17 protein-coding genes and 1 tRNA gene are annotated in these 16986 nt (G+C 69.7%); 11 read left to right on the top strand and 7 right to left on the bottom strand.

The annotated features are described in order from the left end of the window. The first annotated feature begins 29 nt into the window (after positions 1-29). Positions 30-899, top strand: coding sequence for an oxidoreductase (locus BST44_RS07365; protein WP_083176214.1), 870 nt, complete (start codon positions 30-32; stop codon positions 897-899). Between the two features lie 83 nt (positions 900-982). After that, on the top strand, positions 983-1903 hold the full coding sequence (locus BST44_RS07360) for a DMT family transporter (RefSeq protein ID WP_083176212.1): 921 nt from the start codon (positions 983-985) through the stop codon (positions 1901-1903). A gap of 7 nt (positions 1904-1910) precedes the next feature. On the opposite strand, the gene BST44_RS07355 is transcribed toward BST44_RS07360, so the two are convergent. Further along, positions 1911-1994, bottom strand: a tRNA-Tyr gene (locus tag BST44_RS07355). Between the two features lie 69 nt (positions 1995-2063). Here BST44_RS07355 and BST44_RS07350 point away from each other — a divergent pair. From BST44_RS07350 to BST44_RS07330, 6 genes are all read left to right on the top strand, one after another. Further along, the gene (locus BST44_RS07350) at positions 2064-2555 is read left to right on the top strand and encodes a YajQ family cyclic di-GMP-binding protein (RefSeq protein ID WP_083176210.1); all 492 of its coding nucleotides are present in this window, start codon (positions 2064-2066) and stop codon (positions 2553-2555) included. A 134-nt stretch (positions 2556-2689) separates the two neighbouring features. Then, positions 2690-3196 (top strand): hypothetical protein, encoded by a 507-nt coding sequence (locus BST44_RS30055; protein ID WP_158086641.1) that lies wholly within the window; start codon positions 2690-2692, stop codon positions 3194-3196. After that, complete coding sequence (locus BST44_RS07345; protein WP_158086640.1) at positions 3193-3807, top strand: RES family NAD+ phosphorylase; 615 nt, start codon at positions 3193-3195, stop codon at positions 3805-3807. The genes BST44_RS30055 and BST44_RS07345 overlap by 4 nt, the downstream gene beginning before the upstream one ends. Before the next feature lie 71 nt (positions 3808-3878). Then, positions 3879-5360, top strand: a complete 1482-nt coding sequence (locus BST44_RS07340; RefSeq protein WP_083176206.1) for a flavin-containing monooxygenase — start codon at positions 3879-3881, stop codon at positions 5358-5360. A 71-nt stretch (positions 5361-5431) separates the two neighbouring features. Further along, the gene (locus BST44_RS07335) at positions 5432-6457 is read left to right on the top strand and encodes an NAD(P)H-dependent glycerol-3-phosphate dehydrogenase (protein ID WP_083176204.1); all 1026 of its coding nucleotides are present in this window, start codon (positions 5432-5434) and stop codon (positions 6455-6457) included. Positions 6458-6699: 242 nt separating this feature from the next. Beyond that, complete coding sequence (locus BST44_RS07330; RefSeq protein WP_083176202.1) at positions 6700-8253, top strand: SulP family inorganic anion transporter; 1554 nt, start codon at positions 6700-6702, stop codon at positions 8251-8253. A gap of 86 nt (positions 8254-8339) precedes the next feature. Here the strand turns inward: BST44_RS07330 and htpX are convergent, their stop codons facing one another. Continuing rightward, positions 8340-9194: a zinc metalloprotease HtpX gene (htpX, locus tag BST44_RS07325; RefSeq protein WP_083176200.1), complete on the bottom strand. Its 855-nt coding sequence runs from the start codon at positions 9192-9194 to the stop codon at positions 8340-8342. Between the two features lie 80 nt (positions 9195-9274). Next, a complete protein-coding gene (gene grcC1, locus BST44_RS07320; protein WP_083176198.1) occupies positions 9275-10291 on the bottom strand; it encodes a nonaprenyl/(2E,6E)-farnesyl/geranylgeranyl diphosphat synthase in 1017 nt (338 codons plus the stop codon). Between the two features lie 15 nt (positions 10292-10306). On the opposite strand from grcC1, the gene menJ reads away from it, so the two are divergent. Continuing rightward, on the top strand, positions 10307-11542 hold the full coding sequence (gene menJ, locus BST44_RS07315; RefSeq protein WP_167380167.1) for a menaquinone reductase MenJ: 1236 nt from the start codon (positions 10307-10309) through the stop codon (positions 11540-11542). A 104-nt stretch (positions 11543-11646) separates the two neighbouring features. After that, positions 11647-12000, top strand: coding sequence for a DUF732 domain-containing protein (locus tag BST44_RS07310; protein WP_083176196.1), 354 nt, complete (start codon positions 11647-11649; stop codon positions 11998-12000). A gap of 7 nt (positions 12001-12007) precedes the next feature. Here the strand turns inward: BST44_RS07310 and BST44_RS07305 are convergent, their stop codons facing one another. Beyond that, positions 12008-12700 carry a demethylmenaquinone methyltransferase gene (locus tag BST44_RS07305; protein ID WP_083176195.1) on the bottom strand — a complete coding sequence of 231 codons (693 nt, stop codon included), beginning with the start codon at positions 12698-12700 and terminating at the stop codon, positions 12008-12010. A gap of 55 nt (positions 12701-12755) precedes the next feature. Between BST44_RS07305 and BST44_RS07300 the strand changes: the two genes are divergently transcribed. Continuing rightward, positions 12756-13580, top strand: coding sequence for an SDR family oxidoreductase (locus BST44_RS07300; protein ID WP_083176193.1), 825 nt, complete (start codon positions 12756-12758; stop codon positions 13578-13580). A 7-nt stretch (positions 13581-13587) separates the two neighbouring features. On the opposite strand, the gene BST44_RS07295 is transcribed toward BST44_RS07300, so the two are convergent. From BST44_RS07295 to menD, 3 genes are read right to left on the bottom strand one after another with little or no spacing between them, the layout of a single operon-like run. Further along, positions 13588-14742, bottom strand: a complete 1155-nt coding sequence (locus BST44_RS07295) for a glycosyltransferase family 4 protein (RefSeq protein WP_083176191.1) — start codon at positions 14740-14742, stop codon at positions 13588-13590. 38 nt (positions 14743-14780) lie between these two features. After that, positions 14781-15347, bottom strand: a complete 567-nt coding sequence (locus BST44_RS07290) for a DUF3592 domain-containing protein (protein WP_083176189.1) — start codon at positions 15345-15347, stop codon at positions 14781-14783. After that, positions 15322-16959, bottom strand: a complete 1638-nt coding sequence (menD, locus tag BST44_RS07285) for a 2-succinyl-5-enolpyruvyl-6-hydroxy-3-cyclohexene-1-carboxylic-acid synthase (RefSeq protein WP_083176367.1) — start codon at positions 16957-16959, stop codon at positions 15322-15324. The genes BST44_RS07290 and menD overlap by 26 nt, the downstream gene beginning before the upstream one ends. Positions 16960-16986 lie beyond the last annotated feature (27 nt).

Raw genomic sequence — 16986 nt, 5'->3', positions numbered from 1 at the left:
CGCGAGATCACGTAGTTAGGGTGGGCTGCATGCCTGGTTGGACCGCAGCAGACCTGCCCTCCTTCGCCGGACGCACCGTCGTGATCACCGGGGCCAACGCCGGACTCGGCGAGGTCACCGCCCGCGAACTGGCCCGGTCCGGCGCCCGCGTCGTCCTGGCCGTGCGGGACACGGAGAAGGGGAAGGCGGCCGCCGAGCGGATGCCCGGCGACGTCGAGGTACGCCAGCTCGACCTGCAGGACCTGGGCTCGGTGCGGCGCTTCGCCGACGAGATGGCGACGGTCGACGTGCTGGTCAACAACGCCGGCATCATGGCCACCCAACACGCGGTGACCGCCGACGGCTTCGAGGGCCAGATCGGCACCAACCACCTGGGCCACTTCGCGCTGACCAACCTGCTGCTGCCCCGGCTCACCGACCGGGTGGTGACGGTGTCGTCGCTGATGCACCACTTCGGCTACATCAGCCTCAAAGACCTGAACTGGCGGTCCCGCCCGTACTCGGCGTGGCTGGCCTACAGCCAGTCCAAGCTGGCCAACCTGCTGTTCACCAGGGAACTGCAGCGGCGCCTCGACGCCGCCGGCTCCCCGCTGCGCGCGCTGGCCGCCCACCCCGGCTGGTCGCACACGAACCTGCAGGGCAACTCCGGCCGCAGGCTCGGTGACGCGGCGGTGCTGGCCGTCGACCGCGTCGTGTCCACCGACGCCGACTTCGGTGCCCGGCAGACGCTGTACGCGGTGTCGCAGGACCTGCCGGGCGACACCTTCGTCGGCCCGCGCTTCGGTCTGTACGGCCACACCCAGCCGACGTGGCGTAACTGGCCGGCCAGGCGGGCGGGCACCGCCGCGGCGCTGTGGGCCCTCTCCGAGCAGCTCACGGGCACCAAGTTCCCGCTTTGAACCACGCTCGGCGGGCGGTTTGCCGGCGCCCGACTAGATTGGTGAGAAATCAGTGACGCGTTTGCGGCGCGAGGAGGTCACCCATGTCGAGCGCTGATATGGCGGCGGTGCTTGCGCTGTGCGCCGCGCTCGCGTCGGCGATCGGCAACGTCGTCCGCCAGCGATCCGCGCAGGAGGTCACCGACAAGCCGGTCGGCCACCTGGCGCTCTTCGGCATGCTGCTCCGCGACACCCGTTGGTGGATGGGCGGTCTCGGCGACATCGCCAGCTACGTGTTGCTGGCCGCCGCCCTGGACAAGGGCTCGGTGCTGTTGGTGATGTCCCTGCAGGTGACCGCGCTGCTGTTCGCCCTGCCGATCTACGCGCGGATGAGCCGCCATCCGGTCACCCGCGCGGAGTGGGTGTGGGCGGTGGCGCTGACCGCCGCGTTGGTGGTCGTCATCGCGGTCGGCGACCCGACCGGCGGCCAGCAGCGCGCCGCGGCCCACGTGTGGCTGATCGTGGCCATCGCGATGGGCCCGCCGCTGCTGCTGGGATTGCTGGGCGCCCGGATCTGGTCGGACCGCCCGGTGGCCGCGTTGTTGCTCGCGGCGGTCGCCGGTTCGTTGCTGGCGGCGTTCGCGGTGCTGATGAAGGGTGTCGTCGACATCCTCGAACACAACCCCGAACAGTTGTGGACCAGGCCCGAGCTGTACGGCTGGGTGTTCTGCGGGGCGGCCGGGATGATCTTCCATCAGTCGGCCTACCGCGCAGGCGCGTTGACCGCCTCGTTGCCGACGATCATCGCCGCCAAGCCCATCGTGGGCGCGGTCCTCGGGATCACCGTGCTCGGCGAGACGCTGGACGCCCACGGCTTCGATTGGGTGGTGCTGGCCGTGGCGGCGGCGTTGGTGATCATCGCCACCGTGGGCCTGGCCCGCGGCGAGGCCGCGACCGTGTCGGCGGGCGCCGGGCGCGACGTGAGGATCGCCGACGAGGCGAACGCGGTGAAGCCCACGCTCTGACGAACTGTGGTGGCAGGTACAGGATTCGAACCTGTGAAGCTTTCGCGACGGATTTACAGTCCGCTCCCATTGGCCGCTCGGGCAACCTGCCGCCAGACAGGTTACAACGAGGGGGTAGACAAAGCACAAACGGCCATCACGGGATGAAGGGACGGATCGCATGGCGGACTCATCGTTCGACATTGTCAGCAAAGTCGAGCGCCAGGAGGTCGACAACGCACTCAACCAGGCCGCCAAGGAGTTGGCCACCCGCTTCGACTTCCGCGGAACCGACACCACGATCGCGTGGAAGGGCGACGAGGCCATCGAGCTGACGTCGTCCACCGAGGAGCGCGTCAAGGCGGCCGTCGACGTCTTCAAGGAGAAGCTGATCCGCCGCGACATCTCGATGAAGGCGTTCGACGCCGGCGAGCCGCAGGCCTCGGGCAAGACCTACAAGATCAGCGGCACGCTCAAGCAGGGCATCGACAGCGAGCACGCCAAGAAGATCACCAAGCTGATTCGCGACGACGGTCCGAAGGGCGTCAAGACGCAGATCCAGGGCGACGAGATCCGCGTGACCAGCAAGAAGCGCGACGACCTGCAAACCGTCATCTCGATGCTCAAGCAGGCCGACCTGGACGTCGCGCTGCAGTTCGTCAACTACCGCTAGCCCGCCGCTGTGACGCCATGGCGAAATTGCGCGTGATTTTTCGCCCTGGCGTTACGCCCGCGACAGGTAGCCCGTCGCGCGTTCGCTTCGTGCACTAGAATGGAGTGCACGAACCGAACTCTGGAGCGATCACCATGACCACCGTCGCCGAGCTGGCCACCGCGCACGAGCGGCTGCGCGAAAGCGCCCGCGCGGTGGGGGACGCGCTGTCGTCGGTCGCCGTCTACACCGAGCCGGCCGTCGCGCGGGCGGTGCAGGCCGAGCAGAACCTGTACGCCCGCATCGAGGCCGAGTTCGGGATGCTCAGCAGCACCGACGCCGGGAAGCGGATGGGGTCGCGGTCCAGCGCGCCACGCAACCTGGCCACCACCGCCCATCGCAACAAGGCGCTGGTCGCCGTGCGCCGCGGCAGCTACCTCGCCTACCCCGGCTTCCAGTTCGGCCCGGACGGCAAACCGCTGCCGGCCATCGCCGTGCTGCGCGGGGTCGCGGAGGGCAACGGCTGGTCGGAGGCCGGCCTGGTGCAGTGGCTGTGCTCGCCGACCACCTATCTGGACTCCGAGCGGCCCGTGGACCGCCTCGCCACCGATCCGGACCGCGTCGTCGCGGTCGCCGCGGAGGCCCTGGCCGTCTCGTGGTGAGGCGACCACCCGAGCCCTTCGATCCGGCCATCGCCACCCTGCCGGCGGGCCACCGGCTCTACCGCGTGCTGTCGGCGACGCGCACCGCCACCGACTTCAACCCCGGCATCGGCTCACGCACCCGCTTCGGCTTCTTCGGCGACCCGGTGGTGCCGATCATGTACGCCGCCGACACCGAGGACGCGGCGATCGCGGAGACGCTGCTGCACGACATCCCCGTCGACGGCGGCCTGCTGCCCTACGACCAATACGCGGACAAGGTGCTCGTCCGGCTGCGGGTGACCCGCGCCGCGCGCCTGGGCGTGCTGCACGGCACCGGGCTGCGCCGCCTCAAGGTCACCGCCGCCGACCTCACCGCGAGCCCGGCGTCGAGCTACGCCTCCACGGTGCGGTGGGCCGAGGCCGCGCACGGCGCCGGGCTGGACGGGCTGGTGTGGATGTCGCGGCAGTGCAACGACGCCAAGGCCTACGTCTTCTTCGGCGACCGGTGCGAGAAAGCGTTCGCCCAGGACCCGTCGCATGCGCGCATCTTCGCCAGCCCCGCGGACCAGATCTGGCTGATCGACCGCTGCGCGCCGCTGCACGTCGACGTGCTGATGGAGCCGTCCTGACGATTACTGGCCCGGCCAACCGGTGGGTGCCTAATGTAGTGACCAGTCCCACAATGTGAGCGAGGTTCACGATGACCCCTAGCGAGGCCGACTACTCCGACGTCATCATCGTCGGCGCCGGCATCTCCGGCATCGATGCGGCATACCGGATCAGCGAGCGCAACCCGGGGCTGACCTACACCATCCTGGAGCGGCGCGCGCAGATCGGCGGCACGTGGGACCTGTTCCGCTACCCCGGCGTGCGTTCGGACAGCAGCATCTTCACGCTGTCCTTCCCGTTCGAGCCGTGGACCCGCAAGGAGGGTGTCGCCGACGGCGTCCACATCCGCGAGTACCTGGTCGCCACGGCGCGCAAGTACGGCATCGATCGCCACATCCGGTTCCACAGCTACGTCCGCTCGGCCGATTGGGATTCGTCCACCGACACCTGGACGGTCACCGTCGAGCAGGACGGCGCGCAGCGGCTCTACCGCGGCCGGTTCCTGTTCTTCGGCAGCGGCTACTACAACTACGACGAGGGGTACACCCCCGACTTCCCGGGCATCGAAGCGTTCGGCGGCACCGTGGTGCATCCCCAGCACTGGCCGGAAGACCTGGACTACACCGGCAAGAAGGTGGTGGTGATCGGCAGCGGGGCCACCGCGGTCACGCTGCTCCCGTCGCTGTCGGACCGGGCCGCCAAAGTGACCATGCTGCAGCGGTCGCCGACGTATCTCATCTCGGCGTCCAAGTACGGCAAGGTCGCCGCCCTCGCGCGTAAAGTGCTGCCGCGCAAGCCGGCCCACCTCGTCGTCCGGATGTACAGCGCGCTGACCGAGGCGGTGTTCTTCGCCCTGTCCCGCAAGGCGCCGGGGCTGGTGCGATCGCTGCTGCGGCGCAAGGCGATCGCCAGCCTGCCCGAGGGCTACGACGTCGACACCCACTTCAAGCCGCGCTACAACCCGTGGGACCAGCGGATGTGCCTGATCCCGGACGCGGACCTGTACAACGCCATCACCGCCGGCCGCGCCGAGGTGGTCACCGACCACATCGACCATTTCGACACCGGCGGTATCGCGCTGAAATCCGGCGGGCACCTCGACGCCGACATCGTCGTCACCGCCACCGGCCTGCAGCTGCAGGCGCTGGGCGGGACCGCGATCAGCCTGGACGGCACCGAGATCAAGACCAACGACCGCTTCGTCTACAAGGCGCACATGCTCGAGGACGTGCCCAACCTGTTCTGGTGCGTCGGCTACACCAACGCGTCGTGGACGCTGCGCGCCGACATCACCGCCCGGGCCACCGCGAAGCTGCTGGCGCACATGACCTCTCACGGCTACACCCACGCCTACCCGCACCGCGGCAACGAGCCGATGACCGAGAAGCCGTCCTGGGACATCAACGCCGGATACGTGCTGCGGTCGGTGCACGCGCTGCCGAAATCGGGCACCAAGCGGCCGTGGAACGTGCGGCAGAACTACCTCGCCGACGCCATCGACTACCGCTTCGACCGCGTCGAGGAGGCGATGGTGTTCGGCCGGGCATCCGACCGGACGCCCCTGGCGGGCTGAGCGCGATCCGGCCGCCGGCGAAGTTCGTGAACTGCTACTAAATCTGAGGTGTCGGCAATACGCTGATCGCCATGGCAGTGCAGACGCGCGAACCCAACGTCGTTGTCCTCGGTGGCGGTTCCTGGGGAACCACAGTGGCGTCCATCTGCGCGCGCCGCGGACCGACGCTGCAGTGGGTGCGCTCGGAGGAGACCGCGAAGGACATCAACGAGAATCACCGCAACAGCCGCTACCTCGGCGACGAGGCGGTGCTGAGTGACACCCTGCGCGCCACCACCGACTTCACCGAGGCGGCCAGCTGCGCCGACGTCGTTGTCATGGGCGTGCCCTCGCACGGGTTCCGGGGGGTGCTGACCGAGCTCGCGATGGAACTGCGGCCGTGGGTGCCGGTGGTGTCCCTGGTCAAGGGGCTCGAGCAGGGCACCAACATGCGGATGTCGCAGATCATCGAGGAGATACTGCCCGGCCACCCGGCGGGCATCCTGGCGGGGCCGAACATCGCCCGCGAGGTCGGCGAGGGCTATGCCGCGGCGGCGGTGCTGGCCATGCCCGACCAGCATCTGGCGACCCGGCTGTCCGGGCTGTTCCGCACTCGCCGATTCCGCGTGTACACCACCGACGACGTGATCGGGGTGGAGATGGCCGGGGCGCTGAAGAACGTCTACGCCATCTCGGTCGGGATGGGCTACTCGCTGGGCATCGGGGAGAACACCCGCGCCCTGGTGATCGCCCGCGCGCTGCGCGAGATGACGAAACTGGGCGTGGCCGTCGGCGGCAACCCCGACACCTTCCCCGGCCTGGCCGGCCTCGGCGACCTCATCGTGACGTGCACCAGCCAGCGCAGCCGCAACCGCCACGTGGGGGAGCAACTGGGCGCCGGCAAGCCGATCGACGAGATCATCGGCTCGATGAACCAGGTCGCCGAGGGTGTCAAGGCCGCCAGCGTGATCATGGAGTTCGCCAACGAGTTCGGCCTGAACATGCCGATCGCCCGCGAAGTCGATGCCGTGATCAACCACGGTTCGACCGTCGAGGATGCCTACCGCGGCCTGATGGTCGAGGTGCCCGGGCACGAGGTCTACGGCTCGGGGTTCTGACCTGGGCTTCCGCCGGCGCGGAATTCAAATCTTTGCATTCGATATGGGCCGGGCCCGTCCGCTTGACCGGGGTTTGCCAGCAAAATACGGTCGAGAGGCAGCCAGGGATTCCCGGCCATGATCCTGTGGGTCCGGCCGGGTCGTAACCGTTTGTGCGTCAAGAGTTTACGACGACGTAATGCAGCGCAACAGGGGCGGCTATCGGAACATCCCCCGCAAACGCCTAACGAGGGACGCGCCCGATGCAGAACAGCGAAGAGCTCGGCAATCAACCTCACGACCAGGGCAACGAATCACGCAGGGACCGGTTGCGATCGATCGTCCGGCACGATCTGCCCGCGTCGCTGGTGGTCTTCCTGGTCGCGCTCCCGTTGTCGTTGGGGATCGCGATCGCCTCCAACGCCCCGGTGCTCGCCGGGCTCATCGCCGCGATCGTCGGCGGGATCGTCGTCGGCGCCATCGGCGGGTCGCCACTGCAAGTCAGCGGCCCCGCGGCCGGCCTGACCGTCGTCGTCGCCGACTTGGTATCCGACTTCGGTTGGGGCGTAACGTGTTTGATCACCGTGGCCGCGGGCGTCCTGCAGGTGCTGCTGGGACTCAGCCGCGTCGCGCGGGCGGCGCTGGCCATCTCACCGGTGGTGGTGCACGCAATGCTGGCCGGCATCGGCATCACGATCGCCCTGCAGCAGGCGCACGTACTGCTGGGCGGAAAGTCCAAGAGCACCGCCTGGCACAACGTCATCGGGCTGCCGGGCCAGATCGTCGACGCGCACCGGCCCGGGGTCATCCTCGGCGCATTGGTGATCGCCATCCTCGTCGCGTGGCGGTGGGTTCCGGCCAAGGTGCGGCGCGTTCCGGGGCCATTGGTCGCGATCGTGGCCGCGACCGTGGTGTCGGTCGTCTTCCCGTTCCACGTGCGCCGGATCGACCTCGAAGGATCGCCGCTGGACGCGTTGCAGCTGCCCGACATTCCGCACGGCAACTGGGGTGCGCTCGCGATCGGGGTGATCACCGTCGCGCTCATCGCCAGCGTCGAGAGCCTGCTGTCCGCGGTGTCGGTCGACCGCATGCACAACGGGCCCCGCACCGACTTCAACCGCGAGTTGGTCGGGCAGGGCGCCGCCAACATCGCGTCGGGCACCATCGGCGGGCTGCCGATCACCGGCGTCATCGTCCGCAGCTCGACGAACGTCAACGCCGGCGCCAAATCGCGCGCCTCGGCCTTCCTGCACGGCGTATGGATCCTGCTGTTCACCATCCCGTTCGCCGGTCTGGTCGACGAGATCCCCACCGCCGCGCTCGCGGGGCTGCTCATCGTGATCGGCATTCAGCTGCTCAAGCCGGCCCACATCGAAACCGCGATGAAGCACGGCGATCTGGCCGTCTACGTCGTGACCGCCGTCAGCGTCGTCTTCCTCAACCTGCTGCACGGGGTGATGATCGGCCTGGCGCTGGCCATCGCGCTGACCGGTTGGCGGGTGATCAGGGCCAAGGTCGAGGCCGAGCCGGTCGACGGCGAGTGGCAGGTGGTGATCGAGGGCGCGGCGTGCACGTTTCTCGCGCTCCCCCGGTTGACGCGGGTGCTCTCGTCCATCCCCGGCGGAACCGTCGTCACGGTGGAGGTGTCGGTGCACTACCTGGATCACGCGGCGCACCAGGCGATCGGCGACTGGCAGCGCCAGCACGAGGCCAACGGCGGCACGGTCCACATCCGGGGAAGGCTCGAGACGGGCCATGCTCCCCGCCAGCATGCGCGCGAGACCGTCGAAGCCGAAAGACCTGAAGCCGCAGCGTGATTGGGGCCGGCTCGCGAGCCTAACGTCACTGCGATTTTGACGGCAAAACTTCGCAGCCAGGTTAGGCTCGCGACGGCCCCGTGGGACTAACCGCGTGCCATCGCCTCCAGCCGGCGGATGCGGTCCTCGATCGGCGGGTGCGTCGAGAACAGCGACCCGATTCGCTCGCCCGCGCGGAACGGGTTGGCGATCATCAGGTGCGCCTGGCTGGCCAGCTGCGGCTCCGGCGGCAACGGGGCGGCCTGGACACCGCCCGAGATCTTGCGCAGCGCCGACGCCAGGGCCAGCGGATCGCCCGTCAACACCGCGCCCGACTCGTCGGCCTGGTACTCCCGCGACCGGGACACCGCCAGCCGCACCACCGTGGCGGCGATCGGACCCAGCAGCGAAACGAACAGCAGCGCAAAGGGATTGCCCTCTTCGTCGCGGTTGCCGCCGAAGAACATTGCCATGTAGGACAGCGCGGTGATGACCGACGCCATCGCGCCGGCGATGCACGAGATCAGGATGTCGCGGTTGTAGACGTGGGAGAGCTCGTGGCCCAGCACCGCACGCAGCTCACGCTCGTTGAGGATCCCCAAGATGCCGGTGGTGCAGCACACGGCGGCGTTGCGCGGGTTGCGGCCGGTCGCGAAGGCGTTGGGCGCGTTGGTGTCGCTGATGTACAGCCGGGGCATCGGCTGGTGCGCGGCGGTGGCGAGCTCACGAACGATCCGGTACATCGCCGGCGCCTGCAGCTCGGACACGGGTTGGGCGTGCATCGCGCGCAGCGCGAGCTTGTCGCTGTTGTAGTACGTGTAGATGTTCATCCCGATGGCGAACAGCACCGCGAGGAACATGGCCGTCCTGCCGAACAGCGATCCGACAAACACGATCAACGCGGACATTCCGACCAGCAGGAAGAAGGTCTTGGCCCTGTTGGCATGCGGATGCCAGGTCATCGGTGTCCTCCTAGAGCACGATCATTGCTTGACTGCTGTCAATTGAACGCGCGAGATGACCTTCGGGGTTCCACGACGCGCTAGCCGTGCCGGCTGATGGTGTAGTCGACCAGCGTTTGCAGCGCGCGCCGTCCGGGAAGGTCGGGCAACAGGGCCAGCTCGTCGCGCGCCTGCGCCGCGTATTCCGCCAGCGTGTGCTTGGCCTTTGCCATGCCCGGGGACGCCCGCAGCAGCGCGAGCGCCTCGGCCACCGCGTCGTCGTCGTCGATAGGGCCGGCCAGCAGCTCGCGCAGCCGCGCCGCGTCGGGCCCGGGTTCGCGCAGCGCGTAGAGCATCGGCAGGGTGTGCACGCCTTCGCGGATGTCGGTGCCGGGCAGCTTGCCCGACTCGTGTGAGTCGCTGTCGATGTCGATGATGTCGTCGGAGATCTGGAAGGCGGTGCCCACGATGCCGCCGAGCCGGCTCAGCCGCTCGACCTGCTCGGTCTCGGCGCCCGAGAACATGGCGCCGAACCGGCCGGCCGCGGCAATCAGGCAGGCGGTCTTCTCGTACACCACCTTCAGGTAGTGCTCGATGGGGTCGGCGCCTTCGGCCGCCCCCGTCAGCCCGCGCGTCTCGCGCATCTGGCCCGTCACCAGCTGGGCGAACGTCTCGGCGATCAGCCGCACCGCCTCCGGTCCCAGTAGCGAGACCAGCCGCGAGGCGGTGGCGAACAGGTAGTCCCCGGCCAGGATGGCGACGTTGTTGCCCCAGCGGACGTTCGCGGTGGGCGCGCCGCGGCGCACTTCGGCCTCGTCCATCACGTCGTCGTGGTAGAGCGTCGCCAGGTGCACCATCTCGATGACGGCACCGGCGATGGTCACCTCGTGCGCGTCGGGGTCCGGCCCGATCTGGGCGGACAGCACGGTGAACAGCGGGCGGAACCGCTTGCCGCCGGCCTTGAACAGGTGCGTCAGCGAGTCGGTCATCACCTCGTCGGCGCTGCGCAGCTCGGCGTCCATGAGCTGCTCGATCCGCCCGACGCCGTCGCGCACCGTCGCGGCGAACCCGGGGTCACCGAAGTCAACGCCCGCCACCACCGTCGCCGGAGTACTCACCCGACCAACATACTGGTGAGCGTGGAGACCAAAGCCGACGTGGTGGTCGTGGGCGCCGGACCCGCCGGTTCGGCGGCCGCCGCGTGGGCCGCGCGCGCGGGCAACGACGTGCTGGTCATCGACTCCGCCAGCTTCCCCCGCGACAAGGCGTGCGGCGACGGGCTGACCCCGCGCGCGGTCGCCGAGTGCGAACGCCTCGGCCTGGGCGATTGGCTGGACAGCCGGATCCGGCACCGGGGCCTGCGGATGAGCGGTTTCGGCGGCGAGGTGGAAGTCGGCTGGCCGGGCCCGTCGTTTCCCTCGACCGGCAGCGCGGTGGCCCGCCTGGAGCTGGACGACCGGATCCGCAAGGTCGCCGAGGAGTCCGGCGCGCGGATGATGCTGGGCACCAAAGCCGTTGCGGTGCATCATGACTCGTCGCGGCGAGTGGTGTCGCTGGCCTTGGCCGACGGCACGGAGGTGGGTTGCCGCCAACTGATCGTCGCCGACGGGGCCCGGTCGTCGCTGGGCCGCAAGCTGGGCCGGCGTTGGCATCAGGAGACGGTGTATGGCGTCGCCGCCCGCGGGTACCTGGCCTCCCCGCGCGCCGACGACCCGTGGCTGACGTCGCACCTGGAGCTGCGCGGACCCGACGGCTCCAAGGACAAAGTGCTGCCCGGCTACGGGTGGATCTTCCCGCTCGGCAACGGCGAGGTGAACATCGGCGTCGGGGCGTTGTCGACGACGAAACGGCCGGCCGACCTGGCGTTGCGGCCGCTGATCAACCACTACACCGACCTGCGCCGCGACGAGTGGGGCTTCGAGGGGCCGCCGCGGGCGGTGACCTCGGCGCTGCTGCCGATGGGCGGCGCGGTGTCCGGGGTGGCCGGGCCGAACTGGATGCTGATCGGCGACGCCGCGGCGTGCGTCAACCCGTTGAACGGCGAGGGCATCGACTACGGGATGGAAACGGGGCGGCTGGCCGCCGAGCTGCTGGACTGCCGCGACTTGTCGCGGGTGTGGCCGTCGCTGCTGCAGGAGCATTACGGCCGGGGGTTCTCGGTCGCACGCAGGTTGGCCTTGTTGCTGACGTTTCAGCGGTTCCTCCCGACGACGGGGCCGATCGCGATGCGCTCCCCGAGGCTGATGACGATCGCCGTGCGGGTGATGGCCAACCTGGTCACCGACGAGGACGCCGACTGGGTGGCGCGCGCCTGGCGGGGCGGCGGGCGGCTGTCCCGGCTGCTCGATCGCCGGGTGCCGTTCAGCTGAGGTTCCCGCTCACCGTCATTGACCTGCGAAGACCGCGCTCCGGCACGATCGCGGCCGTCGACGATTTTCCGCGCGGTTCAGCCGAGCGGTGTATAGTCCGGCTAATGAAGGGAACGAAGCTGGCTACTATCGGCGGCCTGGCCGCCGCCGCCGTCGCGCTGGCCGCGCCCGCGCTCGCCTCGCCGCCGCCGTCCAACGACTACGACGCCCCGTTCAAGAACACCGTCAACGGGTTCGGCATCTACCAGCCGCAGGATCAGCTCGCGTGGCTGGGCAAGATCACCTGCGACCGGATCGGCCGGGGCGTCGACGGCGACCCGTACAAGTCGGCCAATTTCATCCAGCACAACCTGCCGCGGGGCACCACCCAGGGCCAGGCGTTCCAGTTCCTCGGCGCCGCGGTCGATCACTACTGCCCGGACCAGATCGGCTTCGTGCAGCGGGCCGGCGCCCACTAGGTCGCACTCAACGCAGGGGCTTGTAGCCCGCGTGAAGGGCTACGACGCCGCCGGTTAGGTTGCGCCACCGCACCCCCGCCCATCCGGCCCGGCTGAGCTCGCGCGCCAGGCCCGCCTGGTCGGGCCACGCCCTGATCGACTCGGCCAGGTAGACGTAGGCGTCCGGGTTGCTGGACACCGCCCGCGCCACCCGCGGCAGCGCCCGCATCAAGTACTCCTTGTAGGCGGTGGCGAACAGCCCGTTGGTGGGCGTGGAGAACTCGCACACCACCAGTCGGCCACCCGGGCGGGTGACCCGCGCCATCTCGCGCAGCGCCGCCTGCGGGCTGACCACGTTGCGCAGCCCGAAACTGATTGTCACAGCGTCGAATACGCCGTCCGCGAACGGCAGCCGGGTGGCGTCGGCCCCGACCTTGGGCACCTCGCGCCCCGCCCCCGCCGCCAGCATCCCGACCGAGAAATCGGCGGCCACACACCACGCACCCGACTTCTGCAACTCGACGGTGGACACCGCGGTGCCCGCGGCCAGGTCCAGCACCTTGTGGCCCGGCCCGATCGCCAACGCCGACCGGGTCGCCTTCCGCCAGAAGCGGTCCTGGCCGAGCGACAGCACGGTGTTCGTCAGGTCGTAGCGGCGGGCCACGCCGTCGAACATCGACGCGACGTCCCGGGGATCCTTGTCCAACGCCGCGCGACTCATGAGGAAGACGCTACCCGGGAGGGAATTAGGTGGCGGGATCGGCGTTGCAACACGGGTGACTGAAAAAGTTTGGTTTATCACCGGTACATCGCGGGGCTTCGGACGGGCGTGGGCCGCGGCGGCGCTGGAGCGCGGCGACAAGGTGGCCGCCACCGCACGCAACACGGCGTCGCTGGACGACCTGGCCGAGAAGTACGGCGACGCCCTGTTGCCCATCCCGTTGGACGTCACCGACCGGGACGCGGACTTCGCCGCGGTCAAGCGGGCGCACGACCACTTCGGGCGCCTCGACATCGTCGTGAACAACGCGGGCTACGGCCAGTTCGGGTTCGTCGAGGAACTCTCCGAGCAAGAGGCGCGCGACCAGATCGAGACGAATGTCTTTGGGGCGCTGTGGATCACCCAGGCCGCGCTGCCGTACCTGCGCGAGCAGCGCAGCGGGCACATCATCCAGGTTTCTTCGATCGGGGGCATCACCGCGTTCCCGTTGGTCGGCATGTACCACGCGTCCAAGTGGGCGCTGGAAGGCTTCTCGCAGGCGCTGGCCCAGGAGGTCGCCCCGTTCGGCGTGCATGTCACGTTGATCGAGCCGGGTGGCTTCGACACCGACTGGGCCGGGGACTCGGCCAAGCATGCCGATCCGCTCCCGGCGTACGACGACGTGCGCGCCGCCGTGCAGGCCGAGCGCAGCAGGCGCTGGGCCAGCCCGGGCAATCCGGAGGCATCTGCGGCCGCGCTGCTGAGGGTGGTCGACGCCGAGAAGCCGCCGCTGCGTGTGTTTTTCGGCTCGTCGCCGCTGGAGACGGCCAAGGCCGACTACGCGAGCCGGCTCCGCACGTGGGAGGAATGGCAGCCCGTCGCGGAACTCGCGCAGGGCTGACCGCTGCTCACTCCCCCTGCGCGTACCGCTTGGCGAACAGTCGCCGGCGGGTGAACGGCGAGAGCACCGCCTCGTAGTGGCCGAGCAGCTCGTCGCAGATGACGGGCCAGCTGCGGCCGAGCACGCTGCGCCGGGCGGCCAGTGCGTAGCGTTGGCGTTGGTCGATCAGATGGGTGACGGCGGCCGGCAACTTCGCCTCGAACTCGTCGACGCCGAGTAACAAACCGGTGCGCCAGGGCGTGACGAGGTCGCGTGGGCCGCCGGCGTCGGGGGCGATAACCGGCAACCCCGACGCCAGCGCTTCCTGCACGACTTGACAGAACGTCTCGTGCTCGCCGGGATGCACGAAGACGTCCATGCTGGCGTACGCCGAGGCGAGCTCGTCGCCATACAGTGCGCCCGTGAAAACCGCTGTCGGCATGGCCTTTTGCAACTTGCTGCGGTCGACGCCGTCGCCGACGATGACGAGCTGCACGTCGCCGCGCGCCGCCAGCGGAACGAGCCGCTCGACGTGCTTCTCGGGCGCCAGCCGGCCCACGAAGCCCACGATCGGCTTGCCGTGCGGCGACCAGCCGCGCCGCAGCGCCTCGTCACGCCCGGACGGGGCGAACCGCAGCACGTCAACCCCACGAGCCCACCGATGCACTCTCGGGAATCGGTGCGCCACAAGTGATTCCATCGTCACACTGGACGGCGCCAGGGTACGGTCGGCGAGGCTGTGCAGGTGGCGGAACCAGGCCCACGCCGCCCGCGCCGTCATGGGAATGCCATAGCTCGCCGCGAAACCCGGTACGTCCGTTTGGTACACGGCCACCGTCGGCACACCCAGCCAGCGGGCAGCCTTGACCCCGCCGTAGCCCAGCAGGGCGGGCGAGGCCAGATGCACGACGTGCGGGTCGAATCCGCGCAGCACGCTCACCATCCGGGGCGTGGGCACACCGAGCGGCAGCGTGGTCACCTTGGGGAACATGCGCGAGGGCACCCGGTGCACCCGGATCCCGTCGTAGATGCGATCCGCCGGGACGCCACCGCGAGGGGTGTCCGGGGCGATGACCAAAGCTTCGTGGCCGGTCCGGCGCAGATGCTCCAGGACCCGGATCACCGAGTTGCTGACACCATTGACTTCCGGCAGGAACGATTCGGCGACGATGGCAACGCGCACGACACCACAGTGTCAGCGCCGACTTTCGGCAAGGTTTCCTAAGGGCATACGTCGTGCGAAATCTGCTGGTCGGACGCCTCCACGCGCCGGTCCGGCAGCTTGTCCAGCAGCGCCAGGCCGACCAGCAGGACCGCCGCGACCAGCCAGCACGCCACCGCGATCGATCCCGCCGGGATGATGGACAGCCCGGCATTGCGATGCTGCACGCGAACCAGATTGGGATCGTCCTTGTTGTACTCGACGTAGATTCGCATCCCGGTGGCCAGATGTGACGGGTACAACACGCCGAGCTCGGGGCGGTACGTGACGCGCTCGGGTGTGACGAATTCGATGGTGGAGCGCCGCTGCCCCGCGCTGAGCACCTCGGCCTGCGCCACCCCCATGTTGTGTCCGATCGCCAGGTCGTCGCGCCAGGCGCCGGCGACCAGCAGGACCGACTGCAGCGTGACCAAGCCGGTCACGATCAACACCGCGATCCGGGCCCAGCGCAACGCAATCCGGGCCGGGGTGTTCGGCGGCCGGTCGCTGCGGCCGTGAATCAGGATGTGCAGCAGCCTTTTCGCGTGGTTCACGAGGCGCTCACAGGGCCGCCTTGATGGCGGCATGCAGCTGTCGCAGCGAGGACCGGTCGGCCTTGACCTCCAGCACCTGCATGCCGGCCGCGGGCTCGTCGAGGGCCGCGCTGAGCTGGTCGACCTCGATCTGGCGGCTCTCGACGTGATAGGCGCGGCACAGCGCGCCGACGTCGACGTCGTGCGGCGTCCCGAATATGCGCGAGGACACGTCGGAGAACCGTGGGTCGCCCTGCTCGAGCAGTTCGAAGATGCCGCCGCCGTTGTCGTTGGAGACCACGATGGTCAGCCGGCGCGGCGTCGGCTCGGTGGGGCCGATCAGCAGCCCGGAGCTGTCGTGGACGAACGTCAGGTCGCCGATCAGCGCCACGGTGCGGCCCTCGTGGAAGCCCTCGTGTGCCAGAGCGGCCCCGATCGCGGTGGAGACGGTGCCGTCGATACCCGCGACCCCGCGATTGGAGCGGACACGGATGCCGTGGGTGTCCAGGCCGACCAGCGCGGCGTCGCGGACGGGGTTGGACGCGCCGAGCACCAGCTGGTCCCCCGGGCGCAGCGCGTCGGCCACGGCCGCCGCGACGTGCAGACCGGTGGTGAGCGGGTGCGCCCCGAGTTGGCCGCGCACCGCCTCATTAGCGTGCCGGTTGATCTCCGCGCAGCGCTTCAGCCAGGCCGGACTCGGGGTCCCGGTGGTGACCGCCCGGGTGCCGGTGGCCTGTGAGTTGCCCGAGACGTCCGGCCAGCGCGGACCGGTGGTCAGCGCGTACACGGGCACCTTGGGGTTGGCCAGCAGCGCCGACACCGGCCGGTGCAGGGTCGGGCGGCCGACCATGATCACCTGCTTGGGGCGCAGTAGCGGCAGGGCCAGCGGATGCAAGGGGTTGGCGGGGGCGGGTGCCGTCGGCTCGGCGACGGTCGGCAACTCCGCGAGGTTGGGATGCGCGGCGGCGCCGTGGCCGGCGATGACGACCGTGTCGGGAGTCAGGTCGATGTCCAGCGGCTGGTCGAACGTGACCGGCGGCGTGTAGGTCCACGGCCGTCCCCCGGGCCGTCCCGGCGGGATCGCGGCGGCGCGGGGCTCGGGATCCGGCACCAGCGGTTCGCGCAGCGGGATGTCGAACTGCACGGGGCCGGCGTTGGCGGTGCGAGATCCCGTGGCGGCCACCAGGACTCGGCACGTCGCCGAGCGCCAGGTGGCGTTGAGGGCGTCCAGCCGTTCGGGTGCGTCCTCCGCCAGGCCCAGGCTGATGGCGGCGCGCACCTGGGTGCCGAAGTAGCCCAGCTGCTCCATGGTCTGATTGGCCCCGGTGCCCAACATTTCGTAGGGCCGGTTGGCCGACAGCACGATCAGCGGCACCCGCGCGTAGTTCGCCTCCACCACGGCCGGCCCGAGGTTGGCCACGGCGGTGCCCGACGTCATCGCGACGCACACCGGGGCGCCCGCCGCGATCGCCAGCCCGATGGCCAGATAGCCCGCGGTGCGCTCGTCGATGCGGACGTGTAGCCGGATCCGGCCGGCGCGGTCGGCGTCGGCCAGCGCGAACGCAAGCGGCGCGTTGCGCGAGCCGGGGCACAACACCACGTCGCGGACGCCGCCGCGAATCAGCTCGTCGACGACGACGCGCGCCTGTGTCGTCGAGGGGTTCACCACTACAGCCTGTCACAACCCGCGAGC

The sequence above is a fragment of the Mycobacterium scrofulaceum genome (assembly GCF_002086735.1).
GTDB lineage: Bacteria > Actinomycetota > Actinomycetes > Mycobacteriales > Mycobacteriaceae > Mycobacterium > Mycobacterium scrofulaceum.
Note: the sequence above shows the minus strand (reverse complement) of the source record. Positions and strands in the feature narration are given on the sequence as shown.